This is a genomic window from Rhizobium sp. P28RR-XV, assembly GCF_012641385.1.
GTDB lineage: Bacteria > Pseudomonadota > Alphaproteobacteria > Rhizobiales > Rhizobiaceae > Rhizobium.
On sequence record NZ_JABAIG010000011.1, the window covers coordinates 1 to 14,451 of the forward strand.

The 14,451-nt window shown below is 61.0% G+C and carries 13 protein-coding genes, 1 tRNA gene and 1 riboswitch; of the genes, 3 read left to right on the forward strand and 11 right to left on the reverse strand.

What is annotated here, in order from left to right; translation table 11 throughout:
- Positions 1-328 precede the first annotated feature (328 nt).
- Positions 329-402 (reverse strand) — tRNA-Gly (locus tag HGP12_RS22880).
- 58 nt (positions 403-460) lie between these two features.
- Complete coding sequence (locus tag HGP12_RS22885; RefSeq protein ID WP_168841116.1) at positions 461-1,555, reverse strand: 2'-deoxycytidine 5'-triphosphate deaminase; 1,095 nt, start codon at positions 1,553-1,555, stop codon at positions 461-463.
- Positions 1,556-1,733: 178 nt separating this feature from the next.
- Positions 1,734-1,812, forward strand: a riboswitch (SAM riboswitch).
- A 44-nt stretch (positions 1,813-1,856) separates the two neighbouring features.
- On the opposite strand from HGP12_RS22885, the gene HGP12_RS22890 reads away from it, so the two are divergent.
- Positions 1,857-3,044 (forward strand): O-succinylhomoserine sulfhydrylase, encoded by a 1,188-nt coding sequence (locus tag HGP12_RS22890; RefSeq protein WP_168841117.1) that lies wholly within the window; start codon positions 1,857-1,859, stop codon positions 3,042-3,044.
- Positions 3,045-3,111: 67 nt separating this feature from the next.
- Here the strand turns inward: HGP12_RS22890 and HGP12_RS22895 are convergent, their stop codons facing one another.
- Entirely contained in the window at positions 3,112-3,825 is a 714-nt protein-coding gene (locus HGP12_RS22895; protein ID WP_168841118.1) for a DNA helicase, read from the reverse strand.
- Positions 3,826-4,436: 611 nt separating this feature from the next.
- On the opposite strand from HGP12_RS22895, the gene apaG reads away from it, so the two are divergent.
- Entirely contained in the window at positions 4,437-4,829 is a 393-nt protein-coding gene (apaG, locus tag HGP12_RS22900; RefSeq protein ID WP_120662911.1) for a Co2+/Mg2+ efflux protein ApaG, read from the forward strand.
- Between the two features lie 110 nt (positions 4,830-4,939).
- Here apaG and HGP12_RS22905 read toward each other — a convergent pair whose 3' ends face one another.
- The 3 genes from HGP12_RS22905 to HGP12_RS22915 all read right to left on the reverse strand — a co-directional run bounded on the left by HGP12_RS22905 (position 4,940) and on the right by HGP12_RS22915 (position 8,256).
- Positions 4,940-5,929, reverse strand: a complete 990-nt coding sequence (locus HGP12_RS22905; protein WP_168841119.1) for an Hsp33 family molecular chaperone — start codon at positions 5,927-5,929, stop codon at positions 4,940-4,942.
- A 48-nt stretch (positions 5,930-5,977) separates the two neighbouring features.
- Positions 5,978-6,895 (reverse strand): ornithine carbamoyltransferase, encoded by a 918-nt coding sequence (argF, locus tag HGP12_RS22910; RefSeq protein ID WP_168841120.1) that lies wholly within the window; start codon positions 6,893-6,895, stop codon positions 5,978-5,980.
- 161 nt (positions 6,896-7,056) lie between these two features.
- The gene (locus HGP12_RS22915; RefSeq protein WP_168841121.1) at positions 7,057-8,256 is read right to left on the reverse strand and encodes an aspartate aminotransferase family protein; all 1,200 of its coding nucleotides are present in this window, start codon (positions 8,254-8,256) and stop codon (positions 7,057-7,059) included.
- A gap of 421 nt (positions 8,257-8,677) precedes the next feature.
- On the opposite strand from HGP12_RS22915, the gene HGP12_RS22920 reads away from it, so the two are divergent.
- Positions 8,678-9,211: a GcrA family cell cycle regulator gene (locus tag HGP12_RS22920; RefSeq protein WP_168841122.1), complete on the forward strand. Its 534-nt coding sequence runs from the start codon at positions 8,678-8,680 to the stop codon at positions 9,209-9,211.
- A gap of 91 nt (positions 9,212-9,302) precedes the next feature.
- On the opposite strand, the gene phoB is transcribed toward HGP12_RS22920, so the two are convergent.
- The 5 genes from phoB to pstC are packed head-to-tail and all read right to left on the reverse strand — an operon-like array spanning position 9,303 to position 14,420.
- On the reverse strand, positions 9,303-9,986 hold the full coding sequence (phoB, locus tag HGP12_RS22925) for a phosphate regulon transcriptional regulator PhoB (protein WP_004128368.1): 684 nt from the start codon (positions 9,984-9,986) through the stop codon (positions 9,303-9,305).
- 30 nt (positions 9,987-10,016) lie between these two features.
- Positions 10,017-10,727: a phosphate signaling complex protein PhoU gene (gene phoU / locus HGP12_RS22930; RefSeq protein WP_149632977.1), complete on the reverse strand. Its 711-nt coding sequence runs from the start codon at positions 10,725-10,727 to the stop codon at positions 10,017-10,019.
- 51 nt (positions 10,728-10,778) lie between these two features.
- Positions 10,779-11,594, reverse strand: a complete 816-nt coding sequence (pstB, locus tag HGP12_RS22935; RefSeq protein ID WP_168841123.1) for a phosphate ABC transporter ATP-binding protein PstB — start codon at positions 11,592-11,594, stop codon at positions 10,779-10,781.
- A gap of 13 nt (positions 11,595-11,607) precedes the next feature.
- The gene (pstA, locus tag HGP12_RS22940; RefSeq protein WP_168841124.1) at positions 11,608-12,942 is read right to left on the reverse strand and encodes a phosphate ABC transporter permease PstA; all 1,335 of its coding nucleotides are present in this window, start codon (positions 12,940-12,942) and stop codon (positions 11,608-11,610) included.
- Positions 12,939-14,420 (reverse strand): phosphate ABC transporter permease subunit PstC, encoded by a 1,482-nt coding sequence (gene pstC, locus HGP12_RS22945; RefSeq protein WP_168841125.1) that lies wholly within the window; start codon positions 14,418-14,420, stop codon positions 12,939-12,941. The genes pstA and pstC overlap by 4 nt, the downstream gene beginning before the upstream one ends.
- Positions 14,421-14,451: the final 31 nt, after the last annotated feature.

Below are 14,451 nucleotides of genomic sequence, written 5' to 3' on the forward strand. Positions count from 1 at the left end.
AGAAAATGGCGGCCTAACGTCTCGATGAGAGCGGCATGAAGCGGTGTCATAAGCGAAGATCCTTTTGGCGAAGAATCTTCAATTCAACCACATCATTCCGTTCTCACCATTAATGTCGTGTACCGTGGGCAGTGATAAGCTGAACCGCTCTATCTCTTTGTTTTCTCGCAATTCCGGACGGAAAACCGCTACGCACTTTTCCTGGAATTGCTCTAATCGCCGCGGGCGAATTGAACAACAGCTTTCATCACCCGGCCGCCCTGGCTTGCGGCACAGCGCCACAAAACAGCATGGTCCATCGGCTAAGCATATGAATAACATGAAAAATTGGAGCGGGTGAAGGGAATCGAACCCTCGTATTCAGCTTGGGAAGCTGCTGCTCTACCATTGAGCTACACCCGCCTGACACCCTGAGATGTCCAACAGTTGCCGGCCTCTGTCAAGGCCGATCGGCGACTGATCAGAGCCGGAAGTGCTTCGAGAGCTTCAGGCCCTGTGCCTGATAGTTCGAACCGAGGCCGGAGCCGTAGAGGCTGCTTGGCTGTTCCAGCATGTGTTCGTAGATCAGGCGCCCGACGATCTGGCCGTCTTCCAGAATGAAGGGCACTTCGTGGCTGCGCACCTCCAGCACGGCGCGACTGCCGCGGCCGCCGGCCGGCGCATGGCCGAAGCCCGGATCGAAGAAGCCGGCATAGTGGACGCGGAATTCGCCGACCAGCGGATCGAATGGCGTCATCTCGGCGGCAAAATGCGGCGGCACATGCACCGCCTCACGCGAAACGAGGATGTAGAATTCGTCGGGATCGAGGATCAGTTCCGTGCGGCCACGGCTATAGAGCGGCTCCCAGAAATCGAAGATATCGTGCTGGGCCTTCTTGTCGACATCGACGACGGCCGTGTGGTGCTTGCCGCGATAACCGATCAGGCCTTCCTTGTCGCCGGCAAGATCGATCGACAGCGCAATGCCGCCGCCGGTGATATTAGGCTTCTTGCTGGCGACCAGCGTCTCGGTTTCATGCAGCGCCAGCAATTCCGGCTCGGTGAGCAGGGCCTGGCCTACACGGAAGCGGATCTGCGACAGGCGCGAGCCGCGGCGAACGACGATCGGGAAGGTGCGCGGGCTGATTTCGAGATAGAGCGGGCCGGAATAGCCGGCCGGGATCTTGTCGAACTCCTGCGCCCGGTCAGTGATGACGCGGGTGAAGATATCGAGGCGGCCGGTCGAACTCTTCGGATTGGCCGATGCCGACATGTCGGCCGGCAGATCGAGGCGCTCCATCAGCGGCACAATATAGACGCAGCCGGTTTCCAGCACGGCACCTTCGGAAAGGTCGATAACGTGCAGCTTCAGCCGGTCGAGCTTGTCGGCGACGAGATGCGACGGGCCGGGCATAAAACTGGCGCGAACGCGGAAGGCATGGGCGCTAAGCCGAAGGTCAAGGCTTGCCGGCTGGATCTGATCGACATCCAGCTCCCTCTCGCTCGTCAGCCGCCCCGTTTCAAAGAGCGCCGCGATGGCGCGATCGGCCAGAATTCCAGTATTGCGAGCCATCATGCCTCTTTCCCAGTGCCTCAACCGGCCCAGTGCATCCGCCAGCAAGTCGAGAATAGATCTGCCGGGTTGGGCGCCGTTCAAAATGCTGCTGCCCATCCAGACGGACGCGCGGGCAGTAATTTGTCGCAGACAAAACCAAACTCAGGGAATTGACGCAAGCGGTCAACGGCAGTATTGCAACTTATCCCGTGGTGATTTGGCCGGTCGGCTTGCAGCCACGTTAAACAAGTGGCTAAAAAGACCGGGTTGAAAACCGGTCTGCAATTGCGGCCGGTTTTTTTGTTTTGAAAGTGGTGATGGCATGAGCAAGACTTGGCGCCCCGCAACCCAACTCGTCCACGGCGGAACGCTCCGCTCGCAATTCGGCGAGACCTCCGAAGCAATCTACCTGACCCAGGGCTTCGTCTACGACACGTCGGAAGCAGCGGAAGCCCGCTTCAAGGGCGAGACTGATGGCTTCATCTACGCCCGCTACGGCAGTCCCACCAACGACATGTTCGAGAAGCGCATGTGCGCCCTGGAAGGCGCTGAAGATGCCCGCGCCACCGCTTCGGGCATGGCTGCCGTCACCGCCGCCATTCTCTGCCAGCTGAAGGCCGGCGATCATATCGTCGCAGCCCGCGCCCTCTTCGGCTCCTGCCGCTGGGTCGTCGAGACGCTTGCGCCGAAATACGGCATCGAATGCACGCTGGTCGATGGCCGTTTCGTCGAGAACTGGGAAAAGGCTGTTCGACCGAACACCAAGGTCTTCTTCCTTGAGAGCCCGACCAATCCGACGCTGGAAGTCGTTGACATCGCTGCGGTGGCCAAGCTTGCCAATCAGATCGGCGCCAAGGTCGTGGTCGACAACGTGTTCGCGACGCCGCTCTTCCAGAAGCCGCTGGAACTTGGCGCCCATATCGTCGTCTACTCCGCCACCAAGCACATCGACGGCCAGGGCCGCTCACTCGGCGGTGTCATCCTCTCCGACAAGCAGTGGATCGACGAGAACCTGCAGGACTATTTCCGCCATACCGGCCCGGCCATGTCCCCTTTCACCGCCTGGACGCTGCTGAAAGGCATCGAGACGTTGCCGCTGCGTGTTGCGCAGCAGACGGCGAATGCCTCAAAGGTTGCCGACTTCCTCGCCGAGCAGACTAGCAAGGTCGCCCGCGTGATCTATCCCGGCCGCAAGGACCACCCGCAGGCCGATATCATCGCCAAGCAGATGAGCGGCGGCTCGACCCTCGTCGCCTTTGAGCTGAAGGGCGGCAAGGAAGCGGCCTTCAAGCTGCAAAACGCGCTTGATATCGTGAAGATCTCCAACAATCTCGGCGACAGCAAGAGCCTGATCACCCATCCGGCCACCACGACGCACAAGAACCTCACCGACGAAGCGCGGGCCGAACTCGGCATTTCACCGGGAACGGTGCGCTTCTCCGCCGGCATCGAAGACGGCGCGGATCTGGTCGAGGATTTCGCCCGCGCGCTCGCGCAGGTTTCCGCCTGATATCAATCGAGCCGCCCAGATTTTCTCTGGGCGGCTCGACCTGCCCTCGTCGGGCAATGACAGCTCGTCAGCTGGCGGCCTTGAACTCGACCAGACCGTTGTTCAGGAAGACCATCTTGTCGAACAGCTTGAGATCCAGCGGATTCGGCAGGCGGACGTCCGAAAGATCGGGCAAGGGTTTCTGCGCCGGATCATAAGAGCGATCGATCTGCGAGACAAAGACGACGATCACGCCTCTGGCGCGCGCAAACGCCCTCAGTGTCTGAACCTGGATCATCAGTTCCGGCTTTTCCCGCTTCTGGTCGAGCAGCTGCAGAAAATCGACCACTGCCAGCGTGCCGCGCGGCGCCCCGGCCAACCTCCCGACGATATAGTCGGCGCTGATGGCATCCGAATTATCGAATTCGAATAGATCAGCAAATTCCGCATGATCGGCACCGATGACAGGAAAGCGGTCCAGAACGACCTTTTCCGTGTCTTCCAGCGTGAAGAAGACACCGCGATTGCCAGCCTTCATAGCTTCGACGGCGAGCCTCAGGCTCATCAGGGTCTTGCCGTGACCGCGCCGAGCGCCGATCAGCACCAGATCGCCCGGACGTAAACGCGAATACAACTCACTGACAGGTACAGCTGTGTTGGTTTTGTTTGCAAGCAAACTCCAGCCTCCAAAACCTTCGCCGGCCGCGATGCGATCCAGCGCGGCATGCAAGGGGATATTCTGCTGGCGGGACAAGAGCCTCGCCTTGCGCTTCAAATGATAAACAGGGGCGGAAAGCCTCATATAAACCTCCTATTGCGAGCAGTGACCGCAACCCCTCCTTATGCCAGGCGCTCAAACAGTCGGTTTGGATATCGACGGCCCCGCATGAAATATACTTTCCCGGATGGAGGGGGGAGGCATGGGCAATGCCAGAATCAGATGATAGCCGAAATTCTTTCAGAGGAGAATTGCGGTCATACCCTCCCCGGGGAACATAAGATGAAATCAGGAATTATATGAGCTGGAGATTTTGATCAGGGGACGGTAGTTGCGACGGGCAACTTGCAAGTGCACCTTTAGTCGCGGCAAGCGTTTCCGCTCGCCAAAGACGAAGGGAGCGGCTTCAAAGTAGACAAGACCAAATGACAGGCAATTTTAGATACTTCTCTCGACGCTTCGTTAACCTTCGTTATTAGCTGTAATAGCTAAATGCCGGAAAGCTCTATCCGCTCGCGCGACTTTTCAACACGCCGTTCCTTGACGGAGGGAGCCGGTTATAGGATACCGCTAGACATCCGCACTTTGCGGGAGTGGTGGAAAGCGGATAATATGCCGCGAACTTGGAAATGTAGAAGCGGCAATGAGGCTTGAAGAGGCCCCTCGACGTTTCAGGAAGTGGCAAGGTATCAGGCATGTATCGCGCCCTGACACGCGACATAGAGGTAGTAGTGGAGCCGTTCTATCTGGAGGAGCAATCCGATCCGGATGACGATCGCTATGTCTGGGGATACCGCATCGTCATTTCCAACCATTCCAAAACAGCCGTCAAGCTGGTGACGCGCTACTGGCACATCACCGATATGAACGGCATCGTGGATGAGGTGACCGGCCCCGGCGTGGTCGGTGAACAACCGCACCTGAAACCCGGCGATACCTACGAATATTCTTCCGGCTGCCCGCTGGACACGCCGTCAGGCATGATGTTCGGCCACTATCAGATGGAGACGGACGACGGGGAGCTCTTCCATGTCAAGATCCCCGCCTTCTCGCTGGATACGCCGAACCTGCTGCGCACGCTGAACTAAAGCCCTTCCGCTTTTCTTCGAATCGCGAAAACACCCTATCTTCTTGTTTCGCTACGCATTCCGGACGGAAAACCGCTGCGCACTTTTCCTGGCAATGCTCCAGAGTGGCATCAAGCCGCTTCAATCTCGGACGCTTCGAAGCGGTAGGTGGTCGAGCAGAATTCGCAGGTCACGGCGATTTCGCCATTGTCCTGGCTCGCCTCGATCTCCTCGGCCGTGAAGCCCTTCAACACGCCCTTCAGCTTGTCGCGCGAGCACGAACAGCGATCGAAAACCGCCTTCGGCTCGTAGACGCGCACGCCGCGCTCGTGGAACAGGCGATAGAGAAGCCGCTCGGTGCCGACCTGCGGATCCGTCAACTCGTCGGCATCGATGGTTTCCACCAGGCTGCGTGCTTCCGCCCAGGCATCGTCCTCGACATGAGCGCGAAGGCCGGTATCGCCGTCGCCGCCATGCAGGTCCGGCTGGCGCATGCGCTCCGGAGCCTCCGGCAGGAACTGCGCAATCAGGCCGCCGGCCCGCCAACGATGACGCGGCTTACCGTCGCCATCGCGATCGAAGAGCTCGGCCGCACCGAGGCGCACCCGCGTCGGAATCTGTTCCGACTGGCGGAAATAAGTGCCGGCAATCTCCTCGAGCGAAGCGCCGTCAAGCGCGACGATGCCCTGATAGGGCTGGCTGAAGCGACCCTGATCGATGGTGAAGGCGAGCACGCCCTTGCCCAGCAGCTGCTCGGGCTCGGTACGCCCTTCGGCCACCGCCTTTGCCAATGCCTCCTCATCGAAGCGGGCATAGGCACGAACGTTTTCCGGCGTCGAGAAATCGGCGACCAGGAGGTCGACCGGCCCGTCGCTCTTCGTCTGCACGGTGAACTTGCCTTCGAACTTCAGCGAGGTGCCAAGCAGCACGGTCAGGACGATGGCCTCGGCCAGCAGCCGCGCAACCGGCATCGGATAGTCGTGCCGGGCGAGAATGGTGTCCAATAGCGGACCAAGCTGCACGGCGCGGCCGCGCACGTCAAGACCTTCCACCTGGAAGGGCACGACATGATCGTCACCGGCGAAATCAAACTGACCCAGCGAGGCGGCGTTTTCAGCCATTGCTTTACTCCTACTGCGCCCGCGCCCTTGAGACGCGGCTTCATATCCTCAGATTGCGCCCAGGCACCAAGCAAGAATCGACTTTTGCGCATGAAGGCGGTTTTCCGCCTCATCGAAGACAACGGATTGCGGACCATCGATCACCTCGTCCGTCACCTCCTCCCCGCGATGAGCGGGCAGGCAATGCATGAACAACGCGTCTTTGCCGGCCTGTGCCATCAAAGCCTTATTGACCTGATAGGGCTGGAAGACGTTGTGACCGCGGGCCCGGTGTTCCTGATTCATGGAAACCCAGGTATCGGTTACCACGCAATCGACACCGGCGACCGCACGGTCGGCATCATGCGAGAGCATGATTTCGGCGCCCTGGTTGCGGGCCCAGTTCAGATAGTGATCCTTCGGCTCGGAACCAAGGGGTACCGCCATATTCATGCGATAGCCGAAACGGGCGGCACCTTCGATCAGCGAATGCAGCACGTTGTTGCCGTCGCCCGTCCAGGCCAGCGTCTTGCCCTTGATCGGGCCGCGATGCTCTTCGAAGGTCATGATGTCGGCCATGATCTGGCACGGATGCGTGTCGTCGGTCAGCGCATTGATGACCGGTACAGTCGCATGTTCGGCGAGTTCCAGCAGGCGCGAGTGATCGGTCGTGCGGATCATGATCGCATCGACATAGCGCGACAGCACCTTCGCCGTGTCGCCGATCGTCTCGGCGCGGCCGAGCTGCATTTCGGTGCCGGAGAGGAACAGCGTCTCGCCACCTAGCTGGCGCATACCGACATCGAAGGAAACGCGGGTTCGGGTGGACGGCTTCTCGAAGATCATCGCCAGCATCTTGCCGTCCAGCGGCTTATCGGCCGTGCCAGCCTTCAATGCCTGCTTTCGCACGATCGCATCGTCGATGATATCGCGCAAATCGGCAGCCGGAACGGCAGAGAGGTCGAGAAAGTGTTTCGGAGAAGCCATGTCCTTACCTGTACTCCAGAAAAAACCCGCGTGGGGCACGCATAAGCCCTTAAATCGGCACCGATTTAAGGAAAGCTTATGCGATCCCTAAATGTTACTGCATCCTTTGCGCGTCGCCTCGACGCGCGGCGCAGTAATCGCCCCGGCTGCGGGCGTTGAACTCAAGCCGATTTCTTGACGCGGGCTGCGCGTGCGCGCTCGGCGGCGCGCTCAAGGCGAGCCAGACCTTCGCGTGCTTCGTCGGCGGTGACGACCAGCGGCGGCAGGAGACGGATGACGTTGTCGCCGGCCGGGACGCCAAGCAGGTGCTCGGCGCGGATCGCCTGCAGCAGCTCCGCCTGCGGAATGGCCGCCTTGACGCCGAGCATCAGGCCTTCGCCGCGAACATCCTCGATGATATCGGGAAAACGGTCCTTCAGCGAGGCGAGACCCTGGCGGAAGACCAGCGCGATATCGCGGACATGCTGCAGGAAACCTTCAGCGAGCACGATATCGAGCACGGCATTGCCGACCGCCATGGCAAGCGGATTGCCGCCATAGGTCGAGCCATGCGTACCCGCCTTCATGCCCGAGGCGGCTTCCGCCGTCGCAAGACAGGCACCGAGCGGGAAGCCGCCACCGATACCCTTGGCAACGGCCATGATGTCAGGCTTGATCCCGGCCCATTCATGGGCGAAGAGCTTGCCCGTGCGGCCGACGCCGCATTGCACTTCATCAAGAACCAGCAGCAGGCCGTGCTCGTCGCAGATCTCGCGCAGGCCGCGCAGGAATTCGTTGGTCGCGGGACGAATACCGCCCTCGCCCTGCACCGGCTCGATCAGGATCGCGGCCGTCGCATCGGTGATGGCGGCGCGAACGGCATCGAGATCGCCGAACGGCACCTGATCGAAACCCGGCGCCTTCGGGCCGAAGCCTTCGATGTATTTCTCCTGGCCGCCGGCGGCGATCGTCGCGATGGTACGCCCGTGGAAGGCGCCTTCGAAGGTGATGATGTGGAACTTTTCAGGATGCCCCTTGGCGAATTGATAGCGCCGCGCCGTCTTGATGGCGCATTCCAGCGCCTCTGCACCCGAATTGGTGAAGAAGACCTTGTCGGCGAAGGTAACGTCCGTCAGCCGCTTCGACAGCTTTTCCTGCCCGGGCACTTCATAGAGGTTGGACAGGTGCCAGACCTTGTCGGCCTGCGCCTTCAGCTCGGCGACCAGATGAGGATGGGCATGACCGAGCGAATTGACTGCCACGCCGGCTGCGAAATCGAGGTAGCGCTCGCCGTTTTCGGTAACCAGCCAGACGCCCTCGCCTCGCTCGAACCGCAGCGGAGCACGCAGATAGGTATCGTAAAGCGGCGCGGTCTCTGCCATGGCATATCTCCTCGATCACAACCCTAAGGACCAATCGCTTCCACTTGATGAAACGGGTCCGAAAAAATCAAAAGCCGCCTTGCGGCGGCCTGGCCACTATTGATGTTTTGCACCGCGATGTCAACAAAACTGGCGTTTAGCAGGTGCGAGAAAGCGCTGTCGGCCAAAAGGGATGCGTTCGGCACTGCCTATTGCAGAAATGCCACGCCGGGGCAGCAAGTTGGGGAAAACCTCGAAATCGATTCCTCAAGATTCCCGCGACTCTTGTCACGGAGTCAGCCTCACACTAGGTTAAAAATCAATTGCTAGACTGCATGCGGCGGAACTAGTCACCACAATTTTAGAGCGTTTCGCGCCTCGATCCCATGCGAGGCAATGGTGAGGGATTCTGCCATCGGAAACGCGACAGCGGAGACAGGGCATGAATTGGACAGACGAACGCGTCGAGAAGCTGAAAAAGCTATGGTCCGAAGGGTTGAGCGCCAGCCAGATTGCGGCGCAGCTTGGCGGCGTGAGCCGTAATGCCGTCATCGGCAAGGTGCATCGCCTGAACCTTCCTGGCCGAGCGAAGGCGGGCGGCACGGCGGCTGCGGCACGCACGCCGAAGCGCAGCAGCGCGGCACCGCGCGCGCCGAATTACGCGTCTCGTGTCGCAACCCGCACGGTTACCCGCCAGCAGGGCGCAACCATGCTCAAGGAAGAGGTCGAGATCGATGCCGTCAACGAGATCCGGTATCGTCCGGCTGCCAACGTCGTCGTTCCGATCTCCCGGCGTCTCGGCCTGACCGAGCTTACGGAACGCACCTGCAAGTGGCCCGTCGGCGACCCGCTGAAGGACGATTTCCACTTCTGCGGCAACGAGAGCCCGGATGCATCGCCCTATTGCGGCTACCACCAGCGCCTGGCCTACCAGCCGGTGCATGAGCGGCGCCGGCCGGCTCAACCGCGCGGCTGATATGTCCCCAAAGCTGAGATAAAAGAAACGGGCCATTGAGGCCCGTTTTCTATTTCCGCCGCTATGTCGATGCCTGACCGGGTATCGCCGCTCAGGCTTCCATGGAGTAGCCCGCGCCGCGAACGGTACGGATGACATCCTGCATATTGGAGAAGTTGAGCGCCTTGCGCAGGCGACCGACATGCACGTCGACGGTGCGTTCGTCGACATAGATATCATGCCCCCATACGCCGTCCAGCAGCTGCGAGCGCGAGAAGACGCGGCCCGGCGAGGACATCAGGAATTCCAGCAGGCGGAACTCCGTCGGCCCCAACCGCACTTCGCGGCTTTTGCGATGAACGCGATGGGTTTCGCGGTCCAGCTCGATATCCCCGCAACGCAGCACCGTGGAGAGAACCTCCGGACGGGCACGCCGCAGCATCGCCTTGACACGGGCCATCAGCTCCGGCGTCGAGAACGGCTTGACGACGTAATCGTCCGCGCCGGTGGAAAGCCCGCGCACGCGCTCGCTCTCCTCCCCTCGGGCCGTCAGCATGATGATCGGCAGGCGCTCCGTCTCCGGCCGCATACGCAGCCGGCGGCAGAGTTCGATGCCGGACACGCCGGGGAGCATCCAGTCGAGGATCAGGAGATCGGGAATGCGCTCCTGGAGACGCAGCTCGGCCTCATCGCCTCTGAGGATCGTGTCGACCTCGAAGCCTTCGGCCTCGAGATTGTAGCGCAGCAGAACGCTTAGCGCTTCCTCGTCTTCTACAACAGCAACTCTCGGAACCATGCGCCTTTGGTCTCCCTTTTCGCTTCCAGATTATTCCGTCACCGCGCCGACGGTATTGGCGGTATCATCCTTCGGGCGCTCGCCTTCTGGCTGGGCGCCGGTCGCCATGTAATAGATCGTCTCGGCGATGTTGGTGGCATGGTCGCCGATGCGCTCGATGTTCTTGGCGCAGAAGAGAAGATGCGTGCAGGTGGTGATGTTGCGCGGATCTTCCATCATGTAGGTCAGCATCTCGCGGAAGAGCGAGGTGTACATGGCGTCGATTTCCTCGTCGCGCTCGCGGATCGACACAGCCTTGTCGGGCGAACGGGTGGCATAAACGTCCAGAACTTCCTTCAGCTGGCTGAGCGCCAGTTCGGAGAGATGCTCGATGCCGCGGGCGAGACGGCGCGGAACGCCGCCCTGAACGGCGATGACACGCTTTGCGGTGTTCTTGCCGAGGTCGCCGACGCGCTCCAGATCGGAAGCGATGCGGATCGAGCCCATGATCTCGCGCAGGTCGGCAGCCATAGGCTGGCGACGGGCGATGGTGACGATGGCCTTGTCGCCGACTTCGCGCTCGGCATGATCGAGGATGACGTCGTCGGAGATGACCTTCTGCGCAAGAGCAGTGTCGCTTTGGACCAGTGCGCGGACGCTGTCGCTGACCATCTGCTCGGCCAGGCCGCCCATTTCCGCAATGCGGCGCGTCAGGAACTTCAGGTCTTCGTCGTAAGCAGAGAGAATGTGAGTGGAGACCATTTTTCTATCCTCAAGGTGAACTGTGTGAAAGGGTCCGAGCGCCTGATATCATCAACCAAAACGGCCCATGATGTAATCCTGCGTGCGGTAATCGTCGGGATTGGTGAACATTTTATCGGTATCGTTCTCCTCAACCAGATGGCCGAGATGGAACATTGCGGTGCGCTGCGAAACGCGGGCTGCCTGCTGCATGGAATGCGTCACGATGACGATCGTGAAGTTTTCCCGCAGCTCGTGAATGAGATCCTCGACCTTTGCCGTTGCGATCGGATCGAGCGCCGAGCACGGCTCGTCCATGAGGATGACTTCCGGACTGACGGCAACGGCGCGTGCGATGCACAGGCGCTGCTGCTGACCGCCCGAAAGGCTCGTGCCGGCATCGTGGAGCCTGTCCTTGACCTCGCCCCACAGGCCCGCCTTCTGCAGGCTGGTCTCGACGATATGGTCGAGATCGGCCTTGGAACGGTGCAGGCCATGGATGCGCGGCCCGTAGGCGACGTTTTCATAGATCGACTTGGGAAACGGGTTGGGCTTCTGGAAGACCATGCCGACGCGCGCGCGCAATTCCACGACATCGATGCTGTTGTCGTAGACATCCTGATCGTCGAGCGTGATCTTGCCCGTCACCCGGCACGTCTCGATCGTGTCGTTCATGCGATTGAGGCAGCGCAGGAAGGTGGACTTGCCGCAGCCGGAAGGGCCGATGAGCGCCGTCACCGTATTGGCGCGGATCTTCAGGTTGACGTCGAAGAGCGCGCGCTTGTCCCCATAGAAGACCGAAACGTCCTGGCCGATCATCTTATAAGGGATCGTAGTCATCTTCTTGGCCAAGGCTCTTTCGCTTGCGGCTTCGCTCATCATGTTCATTCCCCGGCCCTCCCTACCAGCGCCGCTCGAAGCGGCGACGCAGCAGGATGGCGCCGATGTTCATCGCGACGAGGAAGAAGAGCAGGACGATAATGGCGCCGGACGTTCTTTCGACGAAGGCGCGCTCGGCCTCGCTCGCCCACATGTAGATCTGCACCGGCAGCGCCGTCGAAGGATCGAGAGGCGATGTCGGATAATTGGCGACGAAGGCGACCATGCCGATCAAGAGCAGCGGCGCCGTCTCCCCGAGCGCATGGGCAAGCCCGAGGATAGTGCCCGTCAGGATGCCTGGCATGGCGAGCGGCAGGACATGATGGAAGACCACCTGCATGCGCGATGCGCCGAGGCCAAGCGCGGCGCTGCGGATCGACGGCGGCACGGCGCGTAGCGCCGAACGCGTGGCGATAATGATCATCGGCAGCGTCATCAGGCTCAGCACCAGCCCGCCGACGAGCGAGGCCGAGCGCGGCAGCCCCATCATGTTGATGAAGACCGAGAGGCCCAGCAAGCCGTAGACGATGGAAGGCACGGCGGCGAGATTGTTGATATTGACTTCGATCAGATCCGTCAGCCGGTTCTTCGGCGCGAATTCCTCCAGATAGATCGAGGCGGCGACGCCGACCGGCAGAGCGAGCACGAGTACGGTCAGCATCAGATAGAGCGAGCCGATCAGCGCAACGCCGAGACCGGCGGCTTCCGGGCGGCTGGAATTGCCCGACACGAAGAGACCGGTATTGAACGCCTTGTACAGGGCTCCGCTTTCGCTGAGCTGCTTCATCCAGGCGACCTGCCGGTCGGACACCTTACGGTCCTTCTCGTCGACGGTCAGATCGATCTGCCCCTTGTTGGCGGAATCGATATTGGCACTGGCAAGAAAAGTAACGTTCTGCGTTATCCCTACGATCGAGGGGTTCGCGACGACCTTGTCGCGCAACGCGATCCTGGCACCCTCAGACACCATCGCCGTCGCCTCGCGGACGAGTGCACGATTGGCGGGATCGATATCCAAGGCTTTGACCAGCGCGTCACGCACCAGAACCGGATAATTGGCCGATATCAGCACCTTCGGATCGGTGGTCCGCTTGGCCGTGGGGTCGATCACCTTCTCGGTGAATTCGATCGGCAGGGTGATCGATGTCTGAACAAAGGCGGTGTAGCCGGTGCGCACCACGGTCGACACCAAGATGGCAAGGAAGACGAGGCCGAAGATAACGGCCGTGACGCCATAGGCGCGGAAGCGACGCTCGGCGGCATAGCGCCGCTTGATGCCGATATCACGCCGTGCCGGAGCGCCCGGCGTGAGCCCGCGCGGCATATTCGGCACGGGGGAGGATACGATGCCGCTCATTCGTATTGCTCCCTGTAGCGGCGGACGATGTAGAGAGCATAGACATTGAGGCACAGCGTCAGGCAGAACAGGGTAATGCCGAGCGCAAAGGCAACGAGCGTCTGCGGTGAAGTGAACTCCAGGTCGCCGGTCAGCTGATTGACGATCTTCACGGTCACGGTGGTCATGGGCTCGAAGGGATCGATCTGCATACGCGCGGCAACGCCGGCAGCCAGCACCACGATCATCGTTTCACCGATCGCGCGCGAGGCGGTCATCAACAGGGCGCCGACGATGCCCGGAAGCGCTGCCGGCAGCAGAACGCGCTTGACCGTTTCCGAGCGGGTGGCGCCGAGACCGAGCGAGCCGTCTCGGAGCGACCGCGGCACGGCCATGATGATATCGTCCGACAGCGAGGAGACGTAAGGGATGAGCATGACGCCCATGACGAAGCCCGCCGTCATCACGCTCTGAGCCTCGATGAAGCTTCCGTAACGTCCCGTCAACAGACCATCGATCTCGGCCGAAATGTCCCTGAGGAAGGGACCGACGGTGACGAGGGCGAAGAAACCGTAGACGATCGTCGGAATGCCGGCCAGAACCTCCAGCATCGGTTTGGCGATGGACCGAACGCGCGCCGAGGCATATTCGGCCATGTAGATCGCGGCGAACAGGCCGATGGGCACGGCGAAGAGCATCGCGACGAAGCCGATATAGATCGTGCCCGCCAGCAGCGGGATCAGACCGAAGGTGCCCGACGTCAGCGAGCCGGCGCCGGCGAAGCGCGGATCCCACACCGTTCCGAAAAAGAACTCCCTGGCAGGCACCATGCTGAAGAAACGCGCCGCTTCCGAAAGCATCGAAACGACGATCCCGACCGTCGTCAGCACGGCAATGGAGGATGCGACGATCAGCGCGCCGAGAACCACCTGTTCGACGCGGTTGCGGGCGCGGAAACGCGGAGCGATGACGCGCAAGCCGTAGAGCGCGCAAAGCAGCGACAAAAGGATCGCGACTGCGGACATCACCATCCGGCTGATTTCGCGCATGCCGTTGTATTTGTTGGCAGCATCGACCATGTAGCCGGTCGGGCGGACCGCGAGCGGCACCCCCTTCTGCGCCAGCAGCAATTGCAGGTCGGCCGTGCCGCCGGCGACTTCGGCAAGCTCCTGGCTCTCCAGTAGACGCATGCCGCGGGCGATGCTGCGCACCATGCCGTAGCTGAGATTGAGCTCCGCCTGCGGCAGAGACTTTACCTCCTCCGGAAAGGATTTCGTCACCAGGCGATCGATGACGATGGGACTGACGATGAGCCAGGCGCAAACGAGCGCCAGCGCCGGAAGCACCGCCCAGATGGCGGCATAGGCACCGTGATAGCCGAGCCGGGAATGCATGGACGAAGATCTGCCGCCCGACAGCGCAGCCGCTCTCACCCGCCCCAGCATGAAAGCAAAGGCGCCGATGACCGACAGGCACAGCAGCAGTAGCGATACACTCATTCCCATTCCCCGGCGAACGCCGGCGCAGCCA

What these genes read in the sequence shown, in the direction of transcription:
- HGP12_RS22885 (WP_168841116.1), bottom strand. Translation starts at nt 1,555, where the DNA reads ATGATGGCTCGCAATACTGGAATTCTGGCCGATCGCGCCATCGCGGCG.
- HGP12_RS22890 (WP_168841117.1), top strand. Translation starts at nt 1,857, where the DNA reads ATGAGCAAGACTTGGCGCCCCGCAACCCAACTCGTCCACGGCGGAACG.
- HGP12_RS22895 (WP_168841118.1), bottom strand. Translation starts at nt 3,825, where the DNA reads ATGAGGCTTTCCGCCCCTGTTTATCATTTGAAGCGCAAGGCGAGGCTC.
- apaG (WP_120662911.1), top strand. Translation starts at nt 4,437, where the DNA reads ATGTATCGCGCCCTGACACGCGACATAGAGGTAGTAGTGGAGCCGTTC.
- HGP12_RS22905 (WP_168841119.1), bottom strand. Translation starts at nt 5,929, where the DNA reads ATGGCTGAAAACGCCGCCTCGCTGGGTCAGTTTGATTTCGCCGGTGAC.
- argF (WP_168841120.1), bottom strand. Translation starts at nt 6,895, where the DNA reads ATGGCTTCTCCGAAACACTTTCTCGACCTCTCTGCCGTTCCGGCTGCC.
- HGP12_RS22915 (WP_168841121.1), bottom strand. Translation starts at nt 8,256, where the DNA reads ATGGCAGAGACCGCGCCGCTTTACGATACCTATCTGCGTGCTCCGCTG.
- HGP12_RS22920 (WP_168841122.1), top strand. Translation starts at nt 8,678, where the DNA reads ATGAATTGGACAGACGAACGCGTCGAGAAGCTGAAAAAGCTATGGTCC.
- phoB (WP_004128368.1), bottom strand. Translation starts at nt 9,986, where the DNA reads ATGGTTCCGAGAGTTGCTGTTGTAGAAGACGAGGAAGCGCTAAGCGTT.
- phoU (WP_149632977.1), bottom strand. Translation starts at nt 10,727, where the DNA reads ATGGTCTCCACTCACATTCTCTCTGCTTACGACGAAGACCTGAAGTTC.
- pstB (WP_168841123.1), bottom strand. Translation starts at nt 11,594, where the DNA reads ATGAACATGATGAGCGAAGCCGCAAGCGAAAGAGCCTTGGCCAAGAAG.
- pstA (WP_168841124.1), bottom strand. Translation starts at nt 12,942, where the DNA reads ATGAGCGGCATCGTATCCTCCCCCGTGCCGAATATGCCGCGCGGGCTC.
- pstC (WP_168841125.1), bottom strand. Translation starts at nt 14,420, where the DNA reads ATGAGTGTATCGCTACTGCTGCTGTGCCTGTCGGTCATCGGCGCCTTT.